Consider the following 18,806-nt stretch of genomic DNA (forward strand, 5'->3'; position numbering starts at 1 on the left):
GTCTGCGAGCCGATGCCTCACGTCACATCTCGTGCGGGTCCATCTTCATCTCGGCAGGGAAGAGGTCGACCGAAATGAGGACGGCCGCCGTGTTGCCCGTGTTCTTCCACCAATGGGACGTGCCGTTCTTTTCCGGGGCTACGTCGCCCGTCCGGTGCGTGATGGGCACCGCGCAGTTGCTCGCATACTCCACCACCTCGCCCGAGACGATGTAGATCATGGCGGGCCGCTCGTTGTGACTGTGCCAGGGCACGATGCCCCCGGGCTTCATCTCGAGTTGGCGCAGGCGGAACAGGCGCCCCTGCAGTGCCAGCGGCTCCTTCGAAAGGTCGGTGCTGGAGCGGACCACATCGGTCACATCCTTCGGCATCGTGGGTCCGGGTTTCTGGCCCTGCCCGTCGGCGACGACCTTGTCGGCAGGGCATTCCCCCGCATGGACGGCCGGCGCGAGCGTGGCGAAGGCGCCGGCGACGAGTGCGGCTGCGGCGGCCTGGCGCCAGATCGCGGGACGCTGGAGGTTGGCTGTATGCATGGCGTGTACTCCTGAAAGTGGTTGGGGTGAAACGGATCGCCCAGCGGCGGCTCCGGAATCCACTTTGGACTGCGCGTTTCACGGCTCCATCAACGAATCTTCACGCTTTGGTCACGCATTGCCATCGACTGTGAAACGGGCGCACAGTGCGGCCTGCAAGCCATCAAGCCAAAGAGCCCATGAACCCCGACACCGGTTTGTCCGACCCGCCCGCAGCTGGCGGCGTGCCGCTGTCCGAGCTGGCGACCGCGGGCCCGATGCCCCTGCGTCGGGTGCTTGCGTTCGGCATCGAGCTCGCGTCGGCGCTGGCCGCACTGCATCGGTGCGGCATGGTTCACAACGGCGTGCGCCCCGAAGCGGTGCTGTGCGATCCCGTCGGCGAACGCGCATGGTTGATCGACATCGGTGACATGTGCGGCCGGGCGTCGGCGCCGGCGGCCTCGATGCCCGCTGTGCGCCTGGTCTATGCGTCGCCCGAGCACACCGGCCGCATGGAACGCGCCCCGGACCATCGCAGCGACTTGTACGCACTGGGTGTCGTGCTCTATGAGCTGCTCGTCGGTGCGCCACCGTTTCGCTCGGCGGACGCACTGGAACTGATCCATGCGCATATCGCGCGCACGCCGCGCGCACCGATCGACATCGACCCCAGCCTGCCGCTTCCCGTGTCGCAGATCGTGATGAAGCTGATGGCGAAGGCGCCCGAGGAACGCTACCAGAGCGCCACTGCGCTGGCCGACGATCTGGCCATCTGCCAGCGCGAATGGGCCGCGCGGCACCGCATCGACCCATTCGCGCTCGGCCGGCGTGACATCGACGAGCGGCTGTCGATCCTGCCCAGGCTCTACGGCCGCGAGCAAGAGATTGCCGTGCTGCGGGCCGCTTTCGAGCACGCACGAGACGGCCGCGCCGGGGCGTCGATGCTGCTCGTCTCGGGCTATCCCGGCATCGGCAAGACCGCGCTGATCCACGAGCTCTTCAAGCCGATCGTCCGCGAGCAGGGCTATTTCGTTTCGGGCAAGTTCGACCAGGTGGCCCGCAGCGTCCCATTTGGCGCGTTGATCCAGGCCTTGCGCGGCCTGGTTCGGCAGATGCTCACGGAGAGCGAAGACCGACTCGATGCCTTGCGTGGCAGCCTGGGGAACGCACTGGGCGCCAACGGCGGCGTTCTCGCCGAGGTCGTTCCGGAGATCGAGTTCATCATCGGCAAGCAGCCGCTGCCGGTTCCGCTCGGCGCCGCCGAGACGCTCAATCGCTTCCAGCGCGTGTTCCAGAACTTCGTCGCGGCGGTCGCGCAGCCCGGGCATCCGCTGGTGGTGTTCCTCGACGACTTGCAGTGGGCCGACGCCGCCACGCTGAGCCTGCTCGAGCCGATGCTCACGAGCGCCGACATCCGCGGCGTGTTGCTCGTTGGCGCCTGCCGCGACAACGATCTCGGCGGCGCGCAGCGCCTGACGCGGGCGCTCGATGGACTCGAAGCAGCCGGCGTCGAAGTGCGGCGCGTGGTGCTGGAGCCGCTGCGGCTGGCCGACCTCGGTGCGCTGATCCGCGATACGCTGCTTGCGGATCCCGCCGATGCGCAGCCCCTGGCGCGACTGCTGTTCGAGAAGACCGGCGGCAATCCCTTCTTTGTGGTTCAGTTCCTCAGGATGCTGGTGCGGGACGGCCACCTGCGCTTCGACGAGACGCTGGGCTGCTGGGCCTACCAGATAGAGGCAATCGCTTCGGCGCCGCTGGCTGATGACGTGGTCGACCTCGTGACGCGCAACATCCGGCGCCTGTCCCACCGGTCCCAGTACGCATTGACGCTGGCTGCCTGCATTGGCAACAGCTTCGATCAGCGCACCCTGGCGCTCATCAGCGAACAGCCGTTTCCGGAAGTGGCCGAGGATCTCGCAGGGGCGGCGGCCGAGGGCCTGATCGTTCCGGTGGCTGCCCGGGACGGCGACGCGGAGCCGGTCCACGCCTTCCTGCACGACCGCGTGCAACAGGCGGCCTACGCGATGATTCCCGAAGAGCGCAAGCCGATGCTGCACCTGCGCATCGGCCGCCTGCTGCTGTCGCGAGCGACGCCGCACGAGGTCGACCAGGGCCTCTTCGACATCGTCCACCACCTCAACCGCGGAAGTGGCCTCATTGGCTCCGCGCAAGAAAAGCTCGAGGTCGCGCGCCTCGACTTGAACGCCGGGCGCAAGGCCAAGTCGTCCACCGCGCACGAAGCCGCGCTGGACTTCTTCCAAGCCGGGATCGGGCTGCTCGCGGAGGAGCATTGGCAATCGGACTACGTGCTGTGCTTCGCGCTGCACCTCGAAGCAGCCGAGAGCCTGTACCTTTGCGGGCGCTACGAGACGGCGCACCAGCAGTACGAACTGCTGCTGCAACGCGCCGCGACCGACATCGACCGGGCGCGCGTCCATCGCCTGCGAAGCGTTCAGTACGAACACACCTCGCGCTATGCGGACGCTCTCGCGAACACGCGCGCGGGCCTCGCGCTCTTTGACGTCTCGCTGCCGGAGAGCGCCGCCGAGAAGGAGCACGCACTGGCCCGCGAGATGGATCTCATCGCGTCACTGCTGGGAGAGCGGGACATCGTCTCGCTGGTCGACCTGCCGGTGATGAACGATCCGAAGATCCTCATCGTGATGAGCATGCTCACGGACATCTGGGCCTCGACTTTCATTCTCGGCGACCCGACCCTGGCGCGGCTGATCTCTGCGACGATGGTGCGGCTGTCCCTGGAGCACGGCAACATCGAGGAGTCCGCGTATGGCTATGTGACGCATGCCATCACGGTCGGTCCGGTGCGGGGCGACTATCGGGGCGCCTATGCGTTCGGCAAACTGGCGCTCGCCGTGAACCATCGCTTCGAGGACTCGCGACGACGCGCCAAGATCTACCAGCAGTTCCATGCGCACGTGAACTTCTGGCGCCAGCCATGGGCGAGTTGCATTCCCTACGCGCGCGAAGCCTGCCGCAGCGGGCTGGAAAGCGGCGACTTCCTTTACGCAGCCTATGGCGCCGGCACCGAGCTCTGGTCGGCGATCCTTGCCACGCAGGACCTGGCCGAGTTCGTGCGCGAGTACACACCGAATGTTGCACTGATCCACCGGCTCAAGAACCAGGGCTTTGCCGACTCGACGAAGATCATCCTCAACTGGGCCCGCGCGTTGCAGGGCACGACCCTCGGGCCGATGTCGTTGTCCGACGAAGCGATCGACGAGGACGCCTACCTTCGCGTGTACCGCGACAACCCGTTCTTTTCGACTGTCCACGCCGTGGCGAAGCTGCACGTCTGCTGCATGCTCGGCACCCCTGCGCAGGCACTGGCGGCAGCGCGCGTGGCGGGGGCGACGGTGCACCATGTCGCCGGCACGGTGTGGCCCCTCGTCTACGAATTCTGGAGTGCGATCGCGCTGGCCGCTGGTCATGCCGATGCGGACGATGAGGAACGCCGGGCGGGGTTGGCCCGGATCGCCCAGGCGCGTGTGTCGTTCGACGGTCTGGCAGTGCACTGCGCCGAGAATTTTCGCTGCCCCGCACTGCTGCTTGCTGCCGAACTCCTCCGCATCGAAGGCCGCGAACGAGAAGCGATCGAGCACTATGAGCAGGCGATCGAATACGCGGCCGGGCAGCCCGGCATGCTTCAGCAGCTCGCGCTGGCCAACGAGCTCCATGCACGATGTCGTCTCGCGCGCAGTGAGATGAAGCTGGCGGGCCTGTTCATGGCACAGGCGCGCGCTTGCTACGGGCGGTGGGGCGCCGCGGCGAAGGTCGGGCAGCTCGATCGGATGTATCCCGGACTGCTGCGCGACGAGACGATGGCTTCGCACGATGCGCCTGCGCCAGCACCGATATCCGTCGCACCGGCGCGGAACGTTCCCGAGGTCGACCTTGACCTGGACAGCGTGATGAAGGCCGCCCATGCGATCGCCGGCGAGGTCGAGTTGGACGGGCTGCTCGCGCGCCTCATGCGCATTGCGATCGAGAACGCGGGCGCCGAACGCGGCTGCCTGGTTCTCGAACGCGATGGCGACTCCGTGGTCTACGCCGCCGATCCCGATCCGCTGCAGACGGCGCAGTGGGCCATGGCACCCGGCACGTCGCTGGCCGCATCGCGCACCCTGCCTGCGAGCATCGTCAACTACGTGCGGCGCACCGCGGAGAGCGTTGTGTTGGCCGACGCCGCCGCGGACGATCGATACGGCGGCGATCCCTACCTGATGCGCCACAGGCCGCGATCGGTCATGTGCGTGGCGGTGCAGAAGCAGGGACGGATGGTCGGCGTTCTCTACCTGGAGAACAGCGTGCTCGCGGGCGCCTTCACGGCCGACCGCATTCGGGTCGTGCGCATGCTCGCGACCCAGGCCGCCATCGCGCTGGAGAACGCGCGGCTGTTCGAAGGGCTGAAGCGCGAGGTCGGCGAGCATCGCGATGCACGCCAGCAACTCGGTGAGGCGCTGGCTCAGGTCGAGCGGCTGAAGGAGGACCTGGAGGCTGAGAACGTCTACCTGCGCAGTGAACTGATCGCCAATGTCTCGCACGACCTGCGCTCGCCGCTCGTTTCGCTGCGCGGCTATCTGGAGATGTTGGCACTGAAGGGCGACGAGTTGCCGCCCGCGACGCGGCACGGTTACATCGAGATCGCGCTGCGCCAGTGCAAGTATCTCGCGACCCTGATCGACGAACTGTTCGAGCTCGCGCGGCTTGACTTCAAGGGCCTGGCGCTCGAACGCGAGGTTTTCCAGCTGTCCGAACTGGCCGTTGACGTGCTGCAGAAGTTCCAGTTGGCGGCCGATCGCGCGGAGGTGATGCTGCGGGTCGAGGCCGCGCACGCGCTGCCACCGGTCGATGCCGACCTGGGTCTTGTCGAGCGTGTGCTCGACAACCTGATCGGCAACGCGCTGAAGCACACCCCGGCCGGCGGCTCGGTGAGCGTGAGACTGCGCGTCGAAGGCGAGCGCGTGATCGCGAACGTCGCAGACTCCGGCCGCGGTATTCCGCAGGCCGAGCTGCCCCGCGTCTTCGATCGCTTCTATCGCGGAGGCGAGGGCCGCGACGATGCATCGGGCGGCGCCGGGCTGGGCCTCGCGATCGCCCGGCGGATCGTCGAGCTTCACGGCTGCCAGATCGCCGTGGAGAGTCGGGCGGGCGAGGGCAGCTGCTTTTCGTTCGGTCTGCCGGTGGCACGACCCCAGGCGCCTCAGGAGGCTGGCACACCCGCTGGCGATGCATCTGCGCGCAGCCGCGCCAGCGCCTGAATCCGTTCGAGTTCGGCGGCCGCGCGCGCGAGAAAGATGCGGTAAACGGAATCGACCAGTATCTCGTCGCCCAGCGAGGTGCGATGGCGGAACGCGAGGTGGCCGAGCGTGCGACCATCGCTCGCGATGATCGGCATCCCCAGATAGGCTTCCCAGCCCGCTTCCCGGGGAAACATCTGCGCAAGGCCGCTGCGATGGAAACATGCGCTCCCGTCCTGAACGACGGTCTCGCAGGGCGTGCCGGCCAAGGCGAATTCGAAGTTGTCGTGCAGGCTGCCTTCCGCCCAGTACGCCAGCGTGCGCACCCGCGTCGCGGGCTGGTCCGCGCATTCGGCGACGAAGGCGCAATCGAGCCCGAGCGCGCGCGCGAAGTGCCGCACCATCGCCGGAAAGAAGGCTTCACCGACCGCCCCGGCCGTGCCATCGGCCACGGCCTGGAGCACGTGCAGTACGCGGCGGATCGGCGTCACGTCGGTGTCCTGGCCCACCATGCGATAGGGCGACCCACCGGCGCGCCGCATGGTGACGCCGCGCGACAGCACCCAGCGCACGCTGCCGTCCTTGTGCAGCAGCCGCATCTCGTGTTCGAACCGCGCGTCGGCGCCAACGGGTGCGAGGGCCTGCGCGAGCGCCTGTTCGAGCGCGGGCCGGTCCTCCGGGTGGACGCGCGCACGCCAGGCTTCCAGGTCGTCGGCGAGTTCGTTCGCCTCGAATCCGAGCATGCTCTTCCAGCGCGGCGAGAGCTCGACCCGGCTGGAGGCAATGTCCCATTCCCACATGCCGTCCTGGCTACCGCGCATCGCCGCGACATAGCGCTCCTCGCTGGCGCGCAGGTCGGCCTCGGCAGCGGCACGCAAGGCCTCGGCCCGGCCCACCGCGGCGCGCTGTTCGGCGAGACGCCGTTCGACCTGCGCCAGACGCTCGCCCGACGCGTCGCGCTGTCGGCGCGCGCGCAGGGCGGTCGACCAGGCCAGCCCGGCGAGCAATGCCGCTGCCAGGGCGAACAGGAGCGCGAGCGCCATGGGGTGCGTGGTCATGGGGACATCCTCTGCGTGCGTAGGGCCGGCGATGCGGCCGGCCTCGTGGCCGCCAGTGGCAGGTCGAATGCGAAGCAGCTGCCGGCGCCCGCGACGCTGGTGGCCGACAGCTCGCCGCCATGCAGGCGCACGATGCGCTGCGCGATCGCCAGTCCCAGGCCTCCCTGGATGCCCGGTGCGGAACGGTTCGCGCGGTCGTAGCGTTCGAAGATGTGGGACAACTCGGCGGGCGCGATGCCGCAGCCGGTATCGCGCACGGCCATGCGGGCGCGCTGTGCGTCGGCGCCGAACTCGATCGTCACGCGGCCACCGCCGGGCGTGTGGCGCAAGGCGTTGTCGAGCAGGTTTTCCAGCACCCGTTCGACCATGCCGATGTCGGCCAGCGCACGGACTGCGCCGCTGCCTTCACGCTCGGCGGCGCGCAGCTCCACGTGGCGGTTCCGGGCGTCGAGGGCGAACTTCTGCGCCACGTCCTGTGCCAGTTCGGCGAGCGAGAAGGCCTCTGGGTGCGGCAACGCTTCCGCGGCTTCCAGCTGGGTGAGCTCGAACAGGTCGCTCACGAGGCGTCCCAGGCGCTCGCCATGGCGTACTGCCGTCTCGAGGTAGTTGCGCTCCTCTGCGGGCGACAGGGTGCCGTGCCGCAACAGAAGCAGTTCGAGGTAGCCCTGCATCGAGGTCAACGGCGTGCGCAGGTCGTGCGAGACGTTGGCGAGCAGTTCGCGGCGCCGATCGACGCCGCGTTCGATCTCCGCGAATTGCTCGCCGATGCGGGCAGACATCCGTTCCACGTGCGCGGCAAGGCGGTCGATCGCGTCCCCATGGGCATCGGCGCCCGTCACGCGCAGGGCATTGGTACAGCCTCCCCGCGCGAAGGCATCGACGGTGTCGGCCAGTCGCTTCAGCCGCCGCGCGGCCCGCCATGACACGTACAGGGCGGCGACTGCGGCGGAGACGAGGGCGACGATCGCCATGTCGAAGAGGTCCACGGGGAGATCCGTCCTCAGGGGCGCGGCTCGCCGAACTTGTAGCCCACGCCCCAGACCGTCTGGATGTAGTCGGGGTTGCCGGGATCGCGCTCGATCTTGTTGCGCAGCCGGTTGATGTGCGAGTTGACGGTGTGCTCGTAGCCGCTGTGGCTGTAGCCCCAGACCTGGTCGAGCAGTTGCGCCCGCGTGTGGACGCGCCCGGGACTGCGCGCGAAGTACACCAGCAGGTCGAACTCCTTGGCGGTCAGGTCGACGGGCTTGCCGTCCAGCAGCGCCTCGTGGCGATACAGGTCGATGCGCAGGCCTCCGGCTTCGATCAGCCGCTCCTCGTTGGCTGCCTGCGCCGCCTGGGATGCCTGCTGGTGGTCCGCTCGCCGGAAAACCGCCTTCACGCGCGCAGCGAGTTCGAGCATGCTGAAGGGCTTGGTCAGGTAGTCGTCGGCGCCGAGCTCCAGGCCCAGCACGCGGTCGAGCTCCGAGGATTTGGCGGTGAGCATCAGGATCGGCGTGTAGCGCGCATGCGTGCGCAGGCGCCGACAGATCTGCAGCCCATCCATGCGCGGCAACATCAGGTCGAGGATCACGAGGTCGTAGTTGCCGGTCTCGGACTCGGCCAGGCCGGTCACGCCGTCGGCGATCAGGCGGCCTTCGCAGTCGAGCTCCGCGAGTTGGAGCATGACGAGGCGGCCGATGTCTGGATCGTCCTCGACCACGAGTACGCGGCGGGTCATGTCGAAGCCTCCGTGAAAAGGCCAAGTCCCAGATGGCGGGCCAGCGCCCCCATGAGGTCGAAGGCCGGATCGATGTCCATCGCGCGCCGGGTCGCTTCGGCCAGGCTGGCCTCGTCGGCAAGTGCGCGCAGCCAGCGGCCCTCGGCCACGCCGAGGAGTCTGAATTCGAGCTCCAGCGCGCGCTGGACGACCAGCAGATCCACGCCGCCTTCGTCGAGCGAGATCGTCGATTCGTCGTCAAGGGCCTCCGGCTGGTTCGACTGCCAGATTCTCAGCAGCGGATAGCGCGACGCGACGAAGCGGGCGCTGGGCTGCAGACGAAGGCGCAGCCCGGCCTGCCCGGCAACCGGCACCTGCGCCAGCCGCTCCAGCGTGAGGGCGGGCAACTCGATCTCGTGGTAGGCGCGGTGCAGGGCCCATTCGAGCGCGGCCACGTCCGGCAGGTAGGGCAGGTCGGCGGCTGGGGGGTAGGCGCGCAGGAAAGCGGGGATCTCGCCGCCGAAGTCCTGCAGGTTGCCCGAGCGCGAGGGATGCGCGCTGATGAAAGCCTTCGCCGCGTGCCTGAAGAAACCGTTGCCGACGAGGCGCGCCACCACCGGGTAGACGGCGCCCAGTGCGGCGATCAGGCTCTCGACCATGTTGTTGCGATAGACCTGCAGACGCTTCAGCGCGGACAGCGACGCCGTGGGCCGCACCAGCGCCGTCGCAGCGGTGCCGTCGCGCCGCAGCAGCGCGTCCATGACACGGGCCTGGATGTCAGGCAGCGCAAGCATGGCGCAACTCCATCAACGATCTGGCCTTGGCGGCCTCCGCCACCAGCACGGGCAGGGGAGGCAGGTCGGCGTCCCATTCGACCAGGGTCGGCACCGGGCCGAAGCGCTCCAGCGCGGCCGCGTAGAGCGTCCACACGGCTTCGGCGACCGGCGCGCTGTGCGTGTCGATCAGGATCTCTGCGCCACCACCCACGGGCTTGCGCGTGAAGCCGGCCAGGTGGATTTCCTCCACGACCTGGCGAGGGATCGCCCGCAGGTAGCGCATCGCCTCGAAGCCGTGGTTGTGGGCGCTAACGAAGATGTTGTTGACGTCCAGCAGGATCCCGCAGCCGCTGCGGCGCGCGACCTCGGCAAGGAACTCCCACTCGGGCATCGCGGATTGAACGTACTCCATGTAGCTCGACACGTTCTCGAGCAGGATCCGCCGGCGCAGGCGCTCCTGCACCCGCTGCACGCGGGAGACGACGTGCGACAACGCCTCTCCGGTGAAGGGCAGCGGCAGCAGGTCGTTGGCGTGGATGCCGCCCACCGAGCTCCAGCACAGGTGGTCGGAGACCAGCGCAGGCTCCAGCATCTCGATCAGTTCGCCCAGCCGCGCAAGGTGCGGCTCGCTCAAGGGGTCGACAGAGCCGATCGACAAGCCCACGCCGTGCAGGCTCAATGGATAGCTCTCTCGGGCGAGCTTCAGGAAATGCAGCGGCTTGCCGCCGCGGCCGAAGTAGTTCTCGCTGTGGACCTCGATGAACCCCACGGGCGGACGCGATTCGATGAACTCGACGTAGTGCTCCGATCGCAGTCCGATGCCGGCACATCCTGTCAACGATCTCGAGGGCTGGTCCATCGTCGCCTCCTGGGTCACGAGAATTCTAGGCATCGACCGATGCGCCGCCGCACGCGTGATCGAAATGTGAAGATTGGCTGTTCCGACTTCAGGGCGGTTGCCCCCACGCCCTACGCGCCAGTAGGGCCGCGCCGATCGAAGTGCACATCGCGAGGAACGCCACCCAGGCGTAGGGCCAGAGCAGCGGCATGCCGACCAGGATCAGCCCATCATTGCCGCCCGGGATCAGCAGGCTGCCCCAGCCCATCAGGACGCCGCCGGCAAGGCAGCGCAGCAGTTGCGCCGCCGAGACGCGCGTGCTGCGAAAGCGCCCGGCCGTCCAGCCGCCCCAGACCGCGCCGAGCAGCAGGGCCACCAAGAGCAGGCAGCGCGCCGTGAGACTGGTGGCCATGCCACGCGCCAGTTCGGCCAGCACGTCGGTGTAGGCCCAGGCGCCCACGAGCAAGAGCATGAGGACGAAGGCGATGCCGATCACCGTGGTCGCGGCATGCGGTGACCAGATGTGCGTGGTCAAGGCGTCGCGCAGGCGCAGCCCGCCCCGGATCGGACGCACGATGCGCCATGCCACGAACAGCACGAATGGCAGCGCCACCCATCCCGGCGCCTGCAGCACCGGTGAGCCGTAGGCCAGCCTGGTTTGCGCGCCGGCCGCGAAGAGCGGCTCGACGCTCAGGCAGCCCACGTAGAAGCCGAGCGGCGTGACCAGGTAGGCCCATTCACCCGACCCGAAACGCGCGACGGAGCCGAACACGCAGGCCCGGTTCACGAAGGCGCCGAGGCCCAGGAGCGTGCCGCCCAGCACCGTCCAGCCGTTCACCGGATAGCCCGGCGGCATGGCCGGCAGCAGGTGCAGGGCCTGCGCCACGAGCAGGCCTCCGGCCACCCACAGCGAGGCTTCGGCGAGGCCCAGCAGGCGGCCCGAACTGCGCTCGTCCACGATCTCCTCCATGGCGGCGACGGTGCAGGTGGCGCCACGCTGGATCGCAAAGCCCATCACGACGGCGCAGCACGCGGCGAGCGCGAACGCGAGGCTGGCGAGCGCGATGTCCATCACTGCACCCCGGCTGTGTCGCGGAACTTGCAGACCTGGTCCCGCAGCAGTTGTTCGATGCAGTCGAGCATTCGGAGCTCCCGAGCGTCAGCGGTGCTCGATGACGCCTTCGATGGGATCGGCCGCGGCTTCCTTCCAGGGTGCGCGTCCGATCATGCGCAGCGTATCGGCGTAGCCCGCTTGCCGGCGGGTGCGGATGCCCGAGGGCGTGAAGTCGATGTCCTTGGTGTGGTCTTCGCCTGCCACGCGCGGCGCGACCAGGTGCGCCACGTGCATCGTGGTGCCGCAGCCCCAGGAGGCCAGTTCCATCACCTTCGGATCGGCCTGCTTCGATGCCGGGATCTGCTTGTGGAGTTCGCGAATCACATGGCGCAGCCGGTGGATCTGCTTCTGGCGCGCGATGTGGCTGTCGGCGCGGCTGGCGAACTGGATGTCCTTGTGGCGGGCCATCACCTGCCAGATGGAGTCCGGCTCGGGCGCGGTCTGGTGCCACACATTGACGGCGAAGATCAGCGAGTCGCGGCGTGGCTTGTCGTCGAGCACGGCCTCGATCGGCGTGTTGGAGTAGATGCCGCCGTCCCAGTAGGGCTGGCCGTCGATGCGTACGGCAGCGAAGGCCGGAGGCAGCGCGCCGGAAGCCATCACGTGGTCGACGCCGAGCACTTCCTTGCTGGTGTCGAAATAGCGCATTTCGCCGCTGCAGGCGTTCACCGCGCCGACGGTCAGGCGGGTGCGGCACTGGCACAGGTACTCGAAATCGATCAGCGACTGCAGCGTCCCGCGCAGCGGCGCCGTGCTGTAGTAGGAAGCCGCCTCCACGCCGAGCGGCGCGGCCGACCCGCGCAGCGCATGCAGGTTGGGGGTGAAGAAGTCCGGGATACCGCGCATCACGGTCGCCATGTTCGACATCAGGTTGCCCAGGCCCATCCAGTCCGGGAAGCCGAAGGCGGGCGTCGACGCCTGCATCTGATCCCAGAACGTGTTCAGGCGCTCGAGCCGGTGTTCGGGGCGATTGCCGGAGATCAACGACGCGTTGATCGCCCCGATGGAGGTGCCGATGACCCAGTCGGGCTCGATGCCGGCTTCGTGCAGTGCCTCGTAGACGCCGACCTGGTAGGCGCCAAGCGCGCCGCCGCCCTGCAGCACCAGCACGACCTGGCCTGGGAGTTCGCCGTTGCCGCCACTGTGCTCGGCCGCCGTGCGCGCCTTGCGTGAGTGCGCCATGGTTCGTCTCCCTGCACTCAGTGCAGTGTCCAGCCGCCGTCCATGGCCAGCGCAGCGCCGGTCATCGACGCGGCCGCATCGGAGGCCAGGAAGACCGCCAGCGCCGCCAGTTCCTCGACCTGGATGAACTCCTTGCGCGCCTGATGCGACAGCATGACGTTGCGCACCACCTCTTCGGGCGAAATGCCGTGGGCCTTGGCCTGATCGGCGATCTGCTTCTCGACCAGCGGCGTCTTCACGTAGCCGGGACACAGGGTGTTGGAGGTGACGCCGAACTCGGCGAGCTCGACCGCGACCGTCTTGGACAGGCCGATCAGCCCGTGCTTGGCAGCGACGTAGGCTGACTTGAACGGGGATGCGGTCAGTCCGTGCGCCGAGGCGACGTTGATGATTCGGCCGAAGCGGCGCGCCTTCATGCCGGGCGTCACCGCCTTGATGACGTGGAATGCCGATGAGAGGTTGATCGCCATCACTGCGTCCCATCTTTCGTCGGCGAACTCCTCGATCGGCGCGACATGCTGGATGCCGGCGTTGTTGACGACGATATCCACCTTGCCGAATTCGTCCTGGGCGAGCGCAACCATCTGCCGCACCTGATCGGGTTGGCTCATGTCTGCGCTCGAGTAGCGAACCGCGACGCCGAACTGGCGCTCGAGCTCGGTGCGTGTGAATTCGATCTCCTGCGCTTCGCCGAAGCCGTTGAGCATGATGTCGGCCCCATTGCGGGCCAGCGCACGGGCGATGCCGAGGCCAATGCCGCTGGTTGAGCCGGTGACGATCGCGGATTTTTGCTTGAGCATGGAAGGCTCCTAGGGTTGGCGTTGGGGTTGGGATTTCGACAGGGCCTCGACCGCCGGCCGCGCCGTCTCGGCGTCGGCCTCGTTCGTTCGAGTGAAGCGCAGGTGCGTGATGTCGGCGGCAAAGAACATGCTCCACGTCCATTCAAGCCAGATGCGCACCTTGCGGCCGGCCGTGGGTATCAGGAGCAGGTAGTAGGCTCGCCACAGGAGCCACGCCGGCAAGCCGTGCAGGCGCAGGCCGAACACGCTCGCGACCCCTTTCAGGTGGCCGGTGGTGGCCATCATTCCCTTGGATTCGTGGCGGAAGGCCTGCGTCGCACGGCCCTCGATGGCGGCGACGATGTTGCGTGCCAGCGAGCGCGCCTGGGCCACGGCGAATTGCGCGGTGGGCGGCGCGAACTGCTGCGTCATGCCGTTGCGCACCAGCGCGCAGTCGCCGAGGGCCCACAACCCAGACATGCCCGGCACCGACATGTCGGGCGCGGTCTCGATGCGCCCGCGTTGCCGGGGGACCGGGAGGGCCTCGAGCAGCGGATTGGGCCGCGTGCCGATGGTGCAGATCACCGTCGCGCCGGCGATGTTCTCGCCGGTCGCCAGCCTCACGCCCCCGGCATCGACCTCGGCGGCGCGCGCATTGAGCCGCACCTCGATGCGCCGTGCGAGCATCGACCGCGCCGCGGCCAGGCCGAGCGATTTGGGAAGCTCGACCAGCAGCCGATCGGCGCCCTCGATCACCGTCACCTGGAGTTCCTCGGTCCTGACCCGCGGGTAGTAGCGGGTCGCGCCCCGCAGGAAGTCGGCGAGCGCGCCGGCCACCTCGACGCCCGAGAATCCACCGCCGATGACGATGAAGTGGCCGAGCCGCCGTCGCACCGCCGGATCCGTTTCGAGCTCGATGCGAGCGATGCGCTGCAGCATGCGGTTGCGGATGAACATGGCGTCGCCGACCAGCTTGAGGGGCAGCGCATGGTCTGCCAGCCCGGGCACCAGGTCAAGATTGGCGCGTGTGCCGAAGGCCAGGACCAGATGCTCGTAGCGGATGTCCTGAATGCCGGCGAGCGTGCCGGCCCGTACGCAACGTCGCTCGGGATCGATGCTGAGGACGCGTCCCATCACGAACTGGCTGCGCGTGCCGCCGCGCAGCATCTGCCGGATCGGTGCCACGACGTGCTCCGGAAATACCGATGCTCCCACCACTTCGGCCAGCATCGGGTTGAAGGTGGTGTAGCTCTCCTCGCTGACCAGGACGACGCGCCAGCCTTGCGGCAGCTGTCTTTCCAGCGAGCGCGCCAGTGTGGTCCCGGCGAAGCCGCCGCCGACGATGACGATGTTCTTTTCAGCGGGCATGGCGCGCTCCCGGGTTCACGGCGCGGGGAAGCGCCGTGCGACCAGGTGGTCGAGCGACAGCTTGCCCGGTCCGTGCAGCAGCGTGACCAGCAGAAGCAGGCCCCAGGTCTGGTGATCCCGCAGTCCCACGGCGCCGAGATCGGGATAGGAGACCACGGCGATGATGTTGAACACGAAGAGCACGAAGGCCGAGAAGCGCGTGCCGAGCCCGATGGCCAGAAGCACAGGAAAGAGCAGCTCGACGCCGGTGCCGAGGTAGGCCGCGACCTCCGGCGGCAGCAGGGGCACCGCGTATTCGTTCTCGAACAGCGACAGCGTGGAGCTCCAGGTGGCGATCTTGGTCAGGCCCGACTTGAAGAACACGCTGGCGACGAAGAGTCGTACGCCGAGGTCGACCGCCGGAGTGAACGCCTGGAGGCCGCGGCCGACGGCCCGGACCCGCGTGATGACGCGCGAGTGCAGGCCGGCGCGGGTCGCGTGCGCAGGAGTCATGGAGCCTGCGTAGTGCATGGTGGTCTCCTCAACCCTTCTTCACGGCGGCGGCGCCACCGTGCACGTTCTCGGGCTTGTTGGTCACGGTACCGCCTGCAATGCGCGCGCAGGTGCCCTTGGCAACATAGATCCAGGCTTCGGGGTCGCGGTCCGTCGTCGAAGTGCCGGCGCACGAACTCTTGCTCGTGCCGCAGTCGTTGCTGCCGGCCTTGACGATGCCGGCGCACTTCTCGGTCTCGACCTTCTGCGCGAAGGCGCCGGTGCTTGCCGCGCCGAGGCCCAGTGCGAGCAGACTGGCGATAGCGCCCTGGACCAGTTGATGACTTGCGTTCATTTGACACTCCTGTGGACGGTTGAGGTGGAAGGCTTGGCGGAGTGGGGCGTTGCTGCATCGCATCGGGTACCGCTCCGGAAGCAAGTCTGGCCACCGCGTCTCACGCGGCCGTCAATGAAAGTTCACGATTTGGTCACATGCCGGCAGCCCAGTCGGATGGGCCGAATTTGGTTTTGATACGTGGCGCATCGTTTGGCCGTTCACTGAGTAGCTACTTTGGGTAGCTTCATAACTACTAAGAGTAGTTTCGGTCAGGTGGCCGAATGGAGGCGGCGGGTCGCGTCCCATTCCGTGGTGTAGCACCACAGCCCGGAGAAGGCTGAGCTGCACGGAACCCAGCGCGCCACAGCAGACAGCCGAGTGGGCGCAGTACAAGCCGCGGCGGCCGGTGGGCGATACAGCCTATGGCACTGCGCCCATGCTGAGCTGGATGGTCAAGGACAAGGGCATCGAGCCGCACGTGCCTGTATGGGACCGAACCGAGCGCAAGGACGGAACGCTGACCTTCGTCAAAGTTGCTGAACGGCCATGAGCGGGCGTTCAGCAGCGACTTTTTTTGCCTGGCCCGGCGGGCAGTGGCCGTTGCCAGGGCCGCCCTTGGGCTTCCAGCCGCCTTCCACCCAGCGATAGCCGCCATCCCCGGGCACCCAGCGGCCGGGCGCGTAGTCATAGTCCGGGCGCGCCTGCTCCCAGCGCCCCGGGCGCCAGGCGTAGTTGTTGTTGGACCAGTACCAATTGCCCTGAATCCAGATTTGGCCCGGGCGGGGAGCCGGCACCGGTTCATAGCGCGGAGCAGGCGGTGCAACGGCAATCAACCCCGGCACATTGATGTTCACCGACACTTGGGCCGGCGCGGCCAGCGGCGCGACGATGGTCGCGAAGGCTGTAGTCAAAACGAGAGTTCGCATGGTGTCAGGGCAGGTTGAAGCTCAGCGGCGGCACGGGGCGATGCAGTATTGATCGCCGCATTTTGCACGCTGCCATTGGAGTTGGGCTGGACGGTGTAGAGGCCGGCCACGGCGCGCCGCGGCCCGCGCGGCGTGCAACTGGAAGAGGTCTGCGAAGCAGCCGATGCGCTGCTCGCGCGAGGGCTGAAACCCACGATCGAGCGCGTGCGCCAGCGCCTGGGCGGCGGCTCGCCCAACACGATCGGCCCCTTATTGCATGACTGGTATGTGGGGCTTTCCGCGCGGCTAAAACTGATTGAACTCCTGATGCAAGGTCAACGCAGGTATGGCATGGCCCGGATCCTGGGCCCGATGAAATCCAAGAAGCTTTGCGCGGCCATGGAGAGCGTGCGCCCACGGCGCGTGAACACCTCGAAGCTGCGGTAGACCTCCGGGCCCAAGGGCGTGGTCCGCAGGCCGTAAACCTCGATCAGCGAGGCGGCGTACGCGACGCACAGGCCGACGCCAAGCCCAGCTTTGACCATAGACAGCACTGTGGGCATGTAGGCGACTTCGCAAGCCGGTTCGAACGCCAGATCTGGCGCCGATGTGCGCAAGTCCTTCGTCAGACCTTCAGTGAACTGTCCCTGCAAGGTGATGAGCGGGTGGGGTGCCAGATCGCTCCAGCGCAGGCGCCGGTCCAGGGGATGCCCGTGTGGAAACACGGCCATGAATGGACCGTCGAACAGCCGGGTCGAAGTGATGTCCGAGTTCGGTTCGCGCTCTGGGCCGATGCCCAGTTCGACCTCGCCACCAAAAACCCGGCCCATAACGCTTTCCACTGGAACGTCAACCAGTTTGACGTGGATGAGAGGGTGCTTGGCCTGGTAGGTTGCGATCAACTCGGGCATTAGCGTCGATGCCAGAAGCTGTGAGGTGGCAATCCGGACGGCACCAGACGTTCTGGTTCGATCATCGGCGACGCATTGCAGTACGTTGTCCAGGTCATGGATAACGCCGTCCAACATCGGATAGAGGCGCTCCCCGGCCTCGGTCAGATATACGCGCCGAGTGGTCCGATCGATCAGCCGCGCGCCGAGTGTCTGCTCCAGTTCCTTTATCAATCCGCTAAGCGCTGATTGGGTGATGTACATGTCTACGATCTCCCGAGTTGAGGTGCGCGAAGAAAGAGAGCTTCCCCGTGCGACTAAAGGAAGTCGATGCCGCCGCCCGTTGGGCGTGGTCTCGAGGCACCCCCAACATGAAGATGTGAAAAATGCATTGCGGCCATTGCTCAACGGGCAGATAGTTCAAACGGCGCGCACTGTGGGTGCCGCGAAGAGGCGGGAGAACACCGTGCATCAAGATAGTTGCGAAAACTTGACCAGCGTCCGGAACAACTGCGGCGGGTTGCATGGCCAGGCGGGTCGCTGACCCGGAGTTCGGTCATCGCGCTCCAGGGGGAACGCCCCCGCCAGCGAAGCTCGCGCGGCTGGCTCAAGGCCAGCTGGAAGACGTGCTCAGCGCCTGCGCGCGCGTTCTGCGTCCGATCGTTCGCCTCGCACTGAGCCGGGGCGTCAAGCACGCTCATCTCGACGAAGTACTGCGTCGATTGCTGATCGACGAAGCCCGGAGGATGTGGCAGGGCAGGGGGGTGGAACCCAACATCAGCCAGCTTTCGATTACCACCGGATTGCACCGCAAGGCCGTGACCTCGATGGTTCGCGACGAGATCGAGCAGCTGCCATCTTCTGAAGCGTCGGCCCCGGCAAGAACTGTGACGCGATGGTTGCATATCTGCACCGATGACCCGTCGTGCCGCAAGCTGCCGATCAGCGCTGACGCGCAGACTCCTTCATTCGAATCGGTCGCGCACGAAGCGAGCCATGGGAACGTGCATCACCGCGCTGTCCTCGACGAGCTGCTGCGACTCGGGATGGTGAGGGAGAGTGACGGCTTCGTGGAGCTCAAGGCTGAGGGCTTCGTGCCCGCGCAGGACATGCGCAGCATGCTGGCCTTTCTCGGCGACAACACGCGCGATCATCTGATGGCGGCCGTTTCGAACACCCTGGGCGAGCAAGCCGCCTTCCTCGAACGCTCCGTCTTTGCCAAGGGCATCGCCGCTGAAGATTGCGAACGCATCCACGGGCTTGTCCGCGCACGCTGGAGTGCGCTGCATCACGAACTCTCGGGCGAGCTCACGAAGGCCTTCACTGAGGCGCCGACGTCGGCATCGTCACGCATGCGAGTCGGCATCTACGCCTACTACGAGGACGGCGCATCACAAGCGAATCCGGAAGCGCCGGATCCTCCACGCGGGAGACGACCGTGACAAAGGACTGCCTGCATGCCACGTTGATCGCAGTCGCGTTGGCGCTGATTGCCTCCTGCGGCGGCGGTGGCGGCGGTGGCATGCCGATCGTCGCCGGAAGCAACACAGGCGCTACGGGCGCAACAGGCATGGCGCCCGGCAGCGCAACCGCGCAGCAGTCGCTGCTGGACAGGACGACCTC

Annotated in this window: 17 protein-coding genes and 1 pseudogene; 4 read left to right on the forward strand and 14 right to left on the reverse strand. The window is 67.4% G+C overall.

Features of this window, described 5'->3' with window-relative positions:
* Positions 1 to 22: 22 nt before the first annotated feature.
* Positions 23 to 532 (reverse strand): cupin domain-containing protein, encoded by a 510-nt coding sequence (locus BLW05_RS32720; RefSeq protein ID WP_093168654.1) that lies wholly within the window; start codon positions 530 to 532, stop codon positions 23 to 25.
* Between the two features lie 179 nt (positions 533 to 711).
* Between BLW05_RS32720 and BLW05_RS32725 the strand changes: the two genes are divergently transcribed.
* On the forward strand, positions 712 to 5,790 hold the full coding sequence (locus BLW05_RS32725; protein WP_093168656.1) for an AAA family ATPase: 5,079 nt from the start codon (positions 712 to 714) through the stop codon (positions 5,788 to 5,790).
* Here the strand turns inward: BLW05_RS32725 and BLW05_RS32730 are convergent.
* The 12 genes from BLW05_RS32730 to BLW05_RS32785 all read right to left on the reverse strand — a co-directional run bounded on the left by BLW05_RS32730 (position 5,733) and on the right by BLW05_RS32785 (position 16,299).
* Positions 5,733 to 6,827, reverse strand: coding sequence for a PAS domain-containing protein (locus BLW05_RS32730; protein ID WP_093168658.1), 1,095 nt, complete (start codon positions 6,825 to 6,827; stop codon positions 5,733 to 5,735). The genes BLW05_RS32725 and BLW05_RS32730 overlap by 58 nt on opposite strands.
* Positions 6,824 to 7,813 carry a sensor histidine kinase gene (locus BLW05_RS32735; protein ID WP_093168660.1) on the reverse strand — a complete coding sequence of 330 codons (990 nt, stop codon included), beginning with the start codon at positions 7,811 to 7,813 and terminating at the stop codon, positions 6,824 to 6,826. Before BLW05_RS32735 ends, BLW05_RS32730 begins: the two co-directional genes overlap by 4 nt.
* A gap of 14 nt (positions 7,814 to 7,827) precedes the next feature.
* Positions 7,828 to 8,544 carry a response regulator transcription factor gene (locus BLW05_RS32740; RefSeq protein ID WP_093168662.1) on the reverse strand — a complete coding sequence of 239 codons (717 nt, stop codon included), beginning with the start codon at positions 8,542 to 8,544 and terminating at the stop codon, positions 7,828 to 7,830.
* Positions 8,541 to 9,317 (reverse strand): HvfC/BufC N-terminal domain-containing protein, encoded by a 777-nt coding sequence (locus BLW05_RS32745; protein ID WP_093168664.1) that lies wholly within the window; start codon positions 9,315 to 9,317, stop codon positions 8,541 to 8,543. Before BLW05_RS32745 ends, BLW05_RS32740 begins: the two co-directional genes overlap by 4 nt.
* The gene (locus BLW05_RS32750) at positions 9,301 to 10,158 is read right to left on the reverse strand and encodes an MNIO family bufferin maturase (protein WP_093168666.1); all 858 of its coding nucleotides are present in this window, start codon (positions 10,156 to 10,158) and stop codon (positions 9,301 to 9,303) included. The genes BLW05_RS32745 and BLW05_RS32750 overlap by 17 nt, the downstream gene beginning before the upstream one ends.
* An 88-nt stretch (positions 10,159 to 10,246) precedes the next feature.
* Positions 10,247 to 11,209, reverse strand: a complete 963-nt coding sequence (locus BLW05_RS32755) for a YeeE/YedE thiosulfate transporter family protein (protein ID WP_093168668.1) — start codon at positions 11,207 to 11,209, stop codon at positions 10,247 to 10,249.
* Between the two features lie 87 nt (positions 11,210 to 11,296).
* Positions 11,297 to 12,433 carry a patatin-like phospholipase family protein gene (locus tag BLW05_RS32760; RefSeq protein ID WP_093168670.1) on the reverse strand — a complete coding sequence of 379 codons (1,137 nt, stop codon included), beginning with the start codon at positions 12,431 to 12,433 and terminating at the stop codon, positions 11,297 to 11,299.
* 17 nt (positions 12,434 to 12,450) lie between these two features.
* On the reverse strand, positions 12,451 to 13,233 hold the full coding sequence (locus tag BLW05_RS32765) for a 3-hydroxybutyrate dehydrogenase (protein ID WP_093168672.1): 783 nt from the start codon (positions 13,231 to 13,233) through the stop codon (positions 12,451 to 12,453).
* 9 nt (positions 13,234 to 13,242) lie between these two features.
* Entirely contained in the window at positions 13,243 to 14,580 is a 1,338-nt protein-coding gene (locus tag BLW05_RS32770) for an NAD(P)/FAD-dependent oxidoreductase (protein ID WP_093168674.1), read from the reverse strand.
* A gap of 15 nt (positions 14,581 to 14,595) precedes the next feature.
* Positions 14,596 to 15,090, reverse strand: a complete 495-nt coding sequence (locus BLW05_RS32775) for a DoxX family protein (RefSeq protein ID WP_256330612.1) — start codon at positions 15,088 to 15,090, stop codon at positions 14,596 to 14,598.
* A 10-nt stretch (positions 15,091 to 15,100) separates the two neighbouring features.
* Positions 15,101 to 15,406 carry a BufA1 family periplasmic bufferin-type metallophore gene (locus BLW05_RS32780; RefSeq protein ID WP_093168676.1) on the reverse strand — a complete coding sequence of 102 codons (306 nt, stop codon included), beginning with the start codon at positions 15,404 to 15,406 and terminating at the stop codon, positions 15,101 to 15,103.
* A gap of 509 nt (positions 15,407 to 15,915) precedes the next feature.
* Positions 15,916 to 16,299 carry a YXWGXW repeat-containing protein gene (locus BLW05_RS32785; protein ID WP_256330613.1) on the reverse strand — a complete coding sequence of 128 codons (384 nt, stop codon included), beginning with the start codon at positions 16,297 to 16,299 and terminating at the stop codon, positions 15,916 to 15,918.
* A 147-nt stretch (positions 16,300 to 16,446) separates the two neighbouring features.
* On the opposite strand from BLW05_RS32785, the gene BLW05_RS32790 reads away from it, so the two are divergent.
* Positions 16,447 to 16,740 carry a DNA-binding protein gene (locus BLW05_RS32790; protein WP_093168680.1) on the forward strand — a complete coding sequence of 98 codons (294 nt, stop codon included), beginning with the start codon at positions 16,447 to 16,449 and terminating at the stop codon, positions 16,738 to 16,740.
* Here BLW05_RS32790 and BLW05_RS32795 read toward each other — a convergent pair.
* On the reverse strand, positions 16,629 to 17,447 hold the full coding sequence (locus tag BLW05_RS32795) for a LysR family transcriptional regulator (protein WP_093168682.1): 819 nt from the start codon (positions 17,445 to 17,447) through the stop codon (positions 16,629 to 16,631). The two genes, BLW05_RS32790 and BLW05_RS32795, sit on opposite strands and share 112 nt — an antisense overlap.
* A gap of 362 nt (positions 17,448 to 17,809) precedes the next feature.
* Between BLW05_RS32795 and BLW05_RS32800 the strand changes: the two genes are divergently transcribed.
* Positions 17,810 to 18,625 (forward strand): DUF6502 family protein, encoded by an 816-nt coding sequence (locus BLW05_RS32800; protein WP_256330614.1) that lies wholly within the window; start codon positions 17,810 to 17,812, stop codon positions 18,623 to 18,625.
* Positions 18,622 to 18,806, forward strand: a pseudogene (locus tag BLW05_RS32805) (hypothetical protein); the annotation flags it as partial. The gene BLW05_RS32800 and the pseudogene BLW05_RS32805, both read left to right, overlap by 4 nt.

It is taken from the genome of Variovorax sp. YR216, from assembly GCF_900107745.1.
GTDB lineage: Bacteria > Pseudomonadota > Gammaproteobacteria > Burkholderiales > Burkholderiaceae_C > Variovorax.

Excerpts from the sequence above, each read along its gene's own strand:
- BLW05_RS32720 (WP_093168654.1), bottom strand. The coding sequence starts at position 532 with ATGCATACAGCCAACCTCCAGCGTCCCGCGATCTGGCGCCAGGCCGCC.
- BLW05_RS32725 (WP_093168656.1), top strand. The coding sequence starts at position 712 with ATGAACCCCGACACCGGTTTGTCCGACCCGCCCGCAGCTGGCGGCGTG.
- BLW05_RS32730 (WP_093168658.1), bottom strand. The coding sequence starts at position 6,827 with ATGACCACGCACCCCATGGCGCTCGCGCTCCTGTTCGCCCTGGCAGCG.
- BLW05_RS32740 (WP_093168662.1), bottom strand. The coding sequence starts at position 8,544 with ATGACCCGCCGCGTACTCGTGGTCGAGGACGATCCAGACATCGGCCGC.
- BLW05_RS32745 (WP_093168664.1), bottom strand. The coding sequence starts at position 9,317 with ATGCTTGCGCTGCCTGACATCCAGGCCCGTGTCATGGACGCGCTGCTG.
- BLW05_RS32750 (WP_093168666.1), bottom strand. The coding sequence starts at position 10,158 with ATGGACCAGCCCTCGAGATCGTTGACAGGATGTGCCGGCATCGGACTG.
- BLW05_RS32755 (WP_093168668.1), bottom strand. The coding sequence starts at position 11,209 with ATGGACATCGCGCTCGCCAGCCTCGCGTTCGCGCTCGCCGCGTGCTGC.
- BLW05_RS32760 (WP_093168670.1), bottom strand. The coding sequence starts at position 12,433 with ATGGCGCACTCACGCAAGGCGCGCACGGCGGCCGAGCACAGTGGCGGC.
- BLW05_RS32765 (WP_093168672.1), bottom strand. The coding sequence starts at position 13,233 with ATGCTCAAGCAAAAATCCGCGATCGTCACCGGCTCAACCAGCGGCATT.
- BLW05_RS32770 (WP_093168674.1), bottom strand. The coding sequence starts at position 14,580 with ATGCCCGCTGAAAAGAACATCGTCATCGTCGGCGGCGGCTTCGCCGGG.
- BLW05_RS32775 (WP_256330612.1), bottom strand. The coding sequence starts at position 15,090 with ATGCACTACGCAGGCTCCATGACTCCTGCGCACGCGACCCGCGCCGGC.
- BLW05_RS32780 (WP_093168676.1), bottom strand. The coding sequence starts at position 15,406 with ATGAACGCAAGTCATCAACTGGTCCAGGGCGCTATCGCCAGTCTGCTC.
- BLW05_RS32795 (WP_093168682.1), bottom strand. The coding sequence starts at position 17,447 with ATGTACATCACCCAATCAGCGCTTAGCGGATTGATAAAGGAACTGGAG.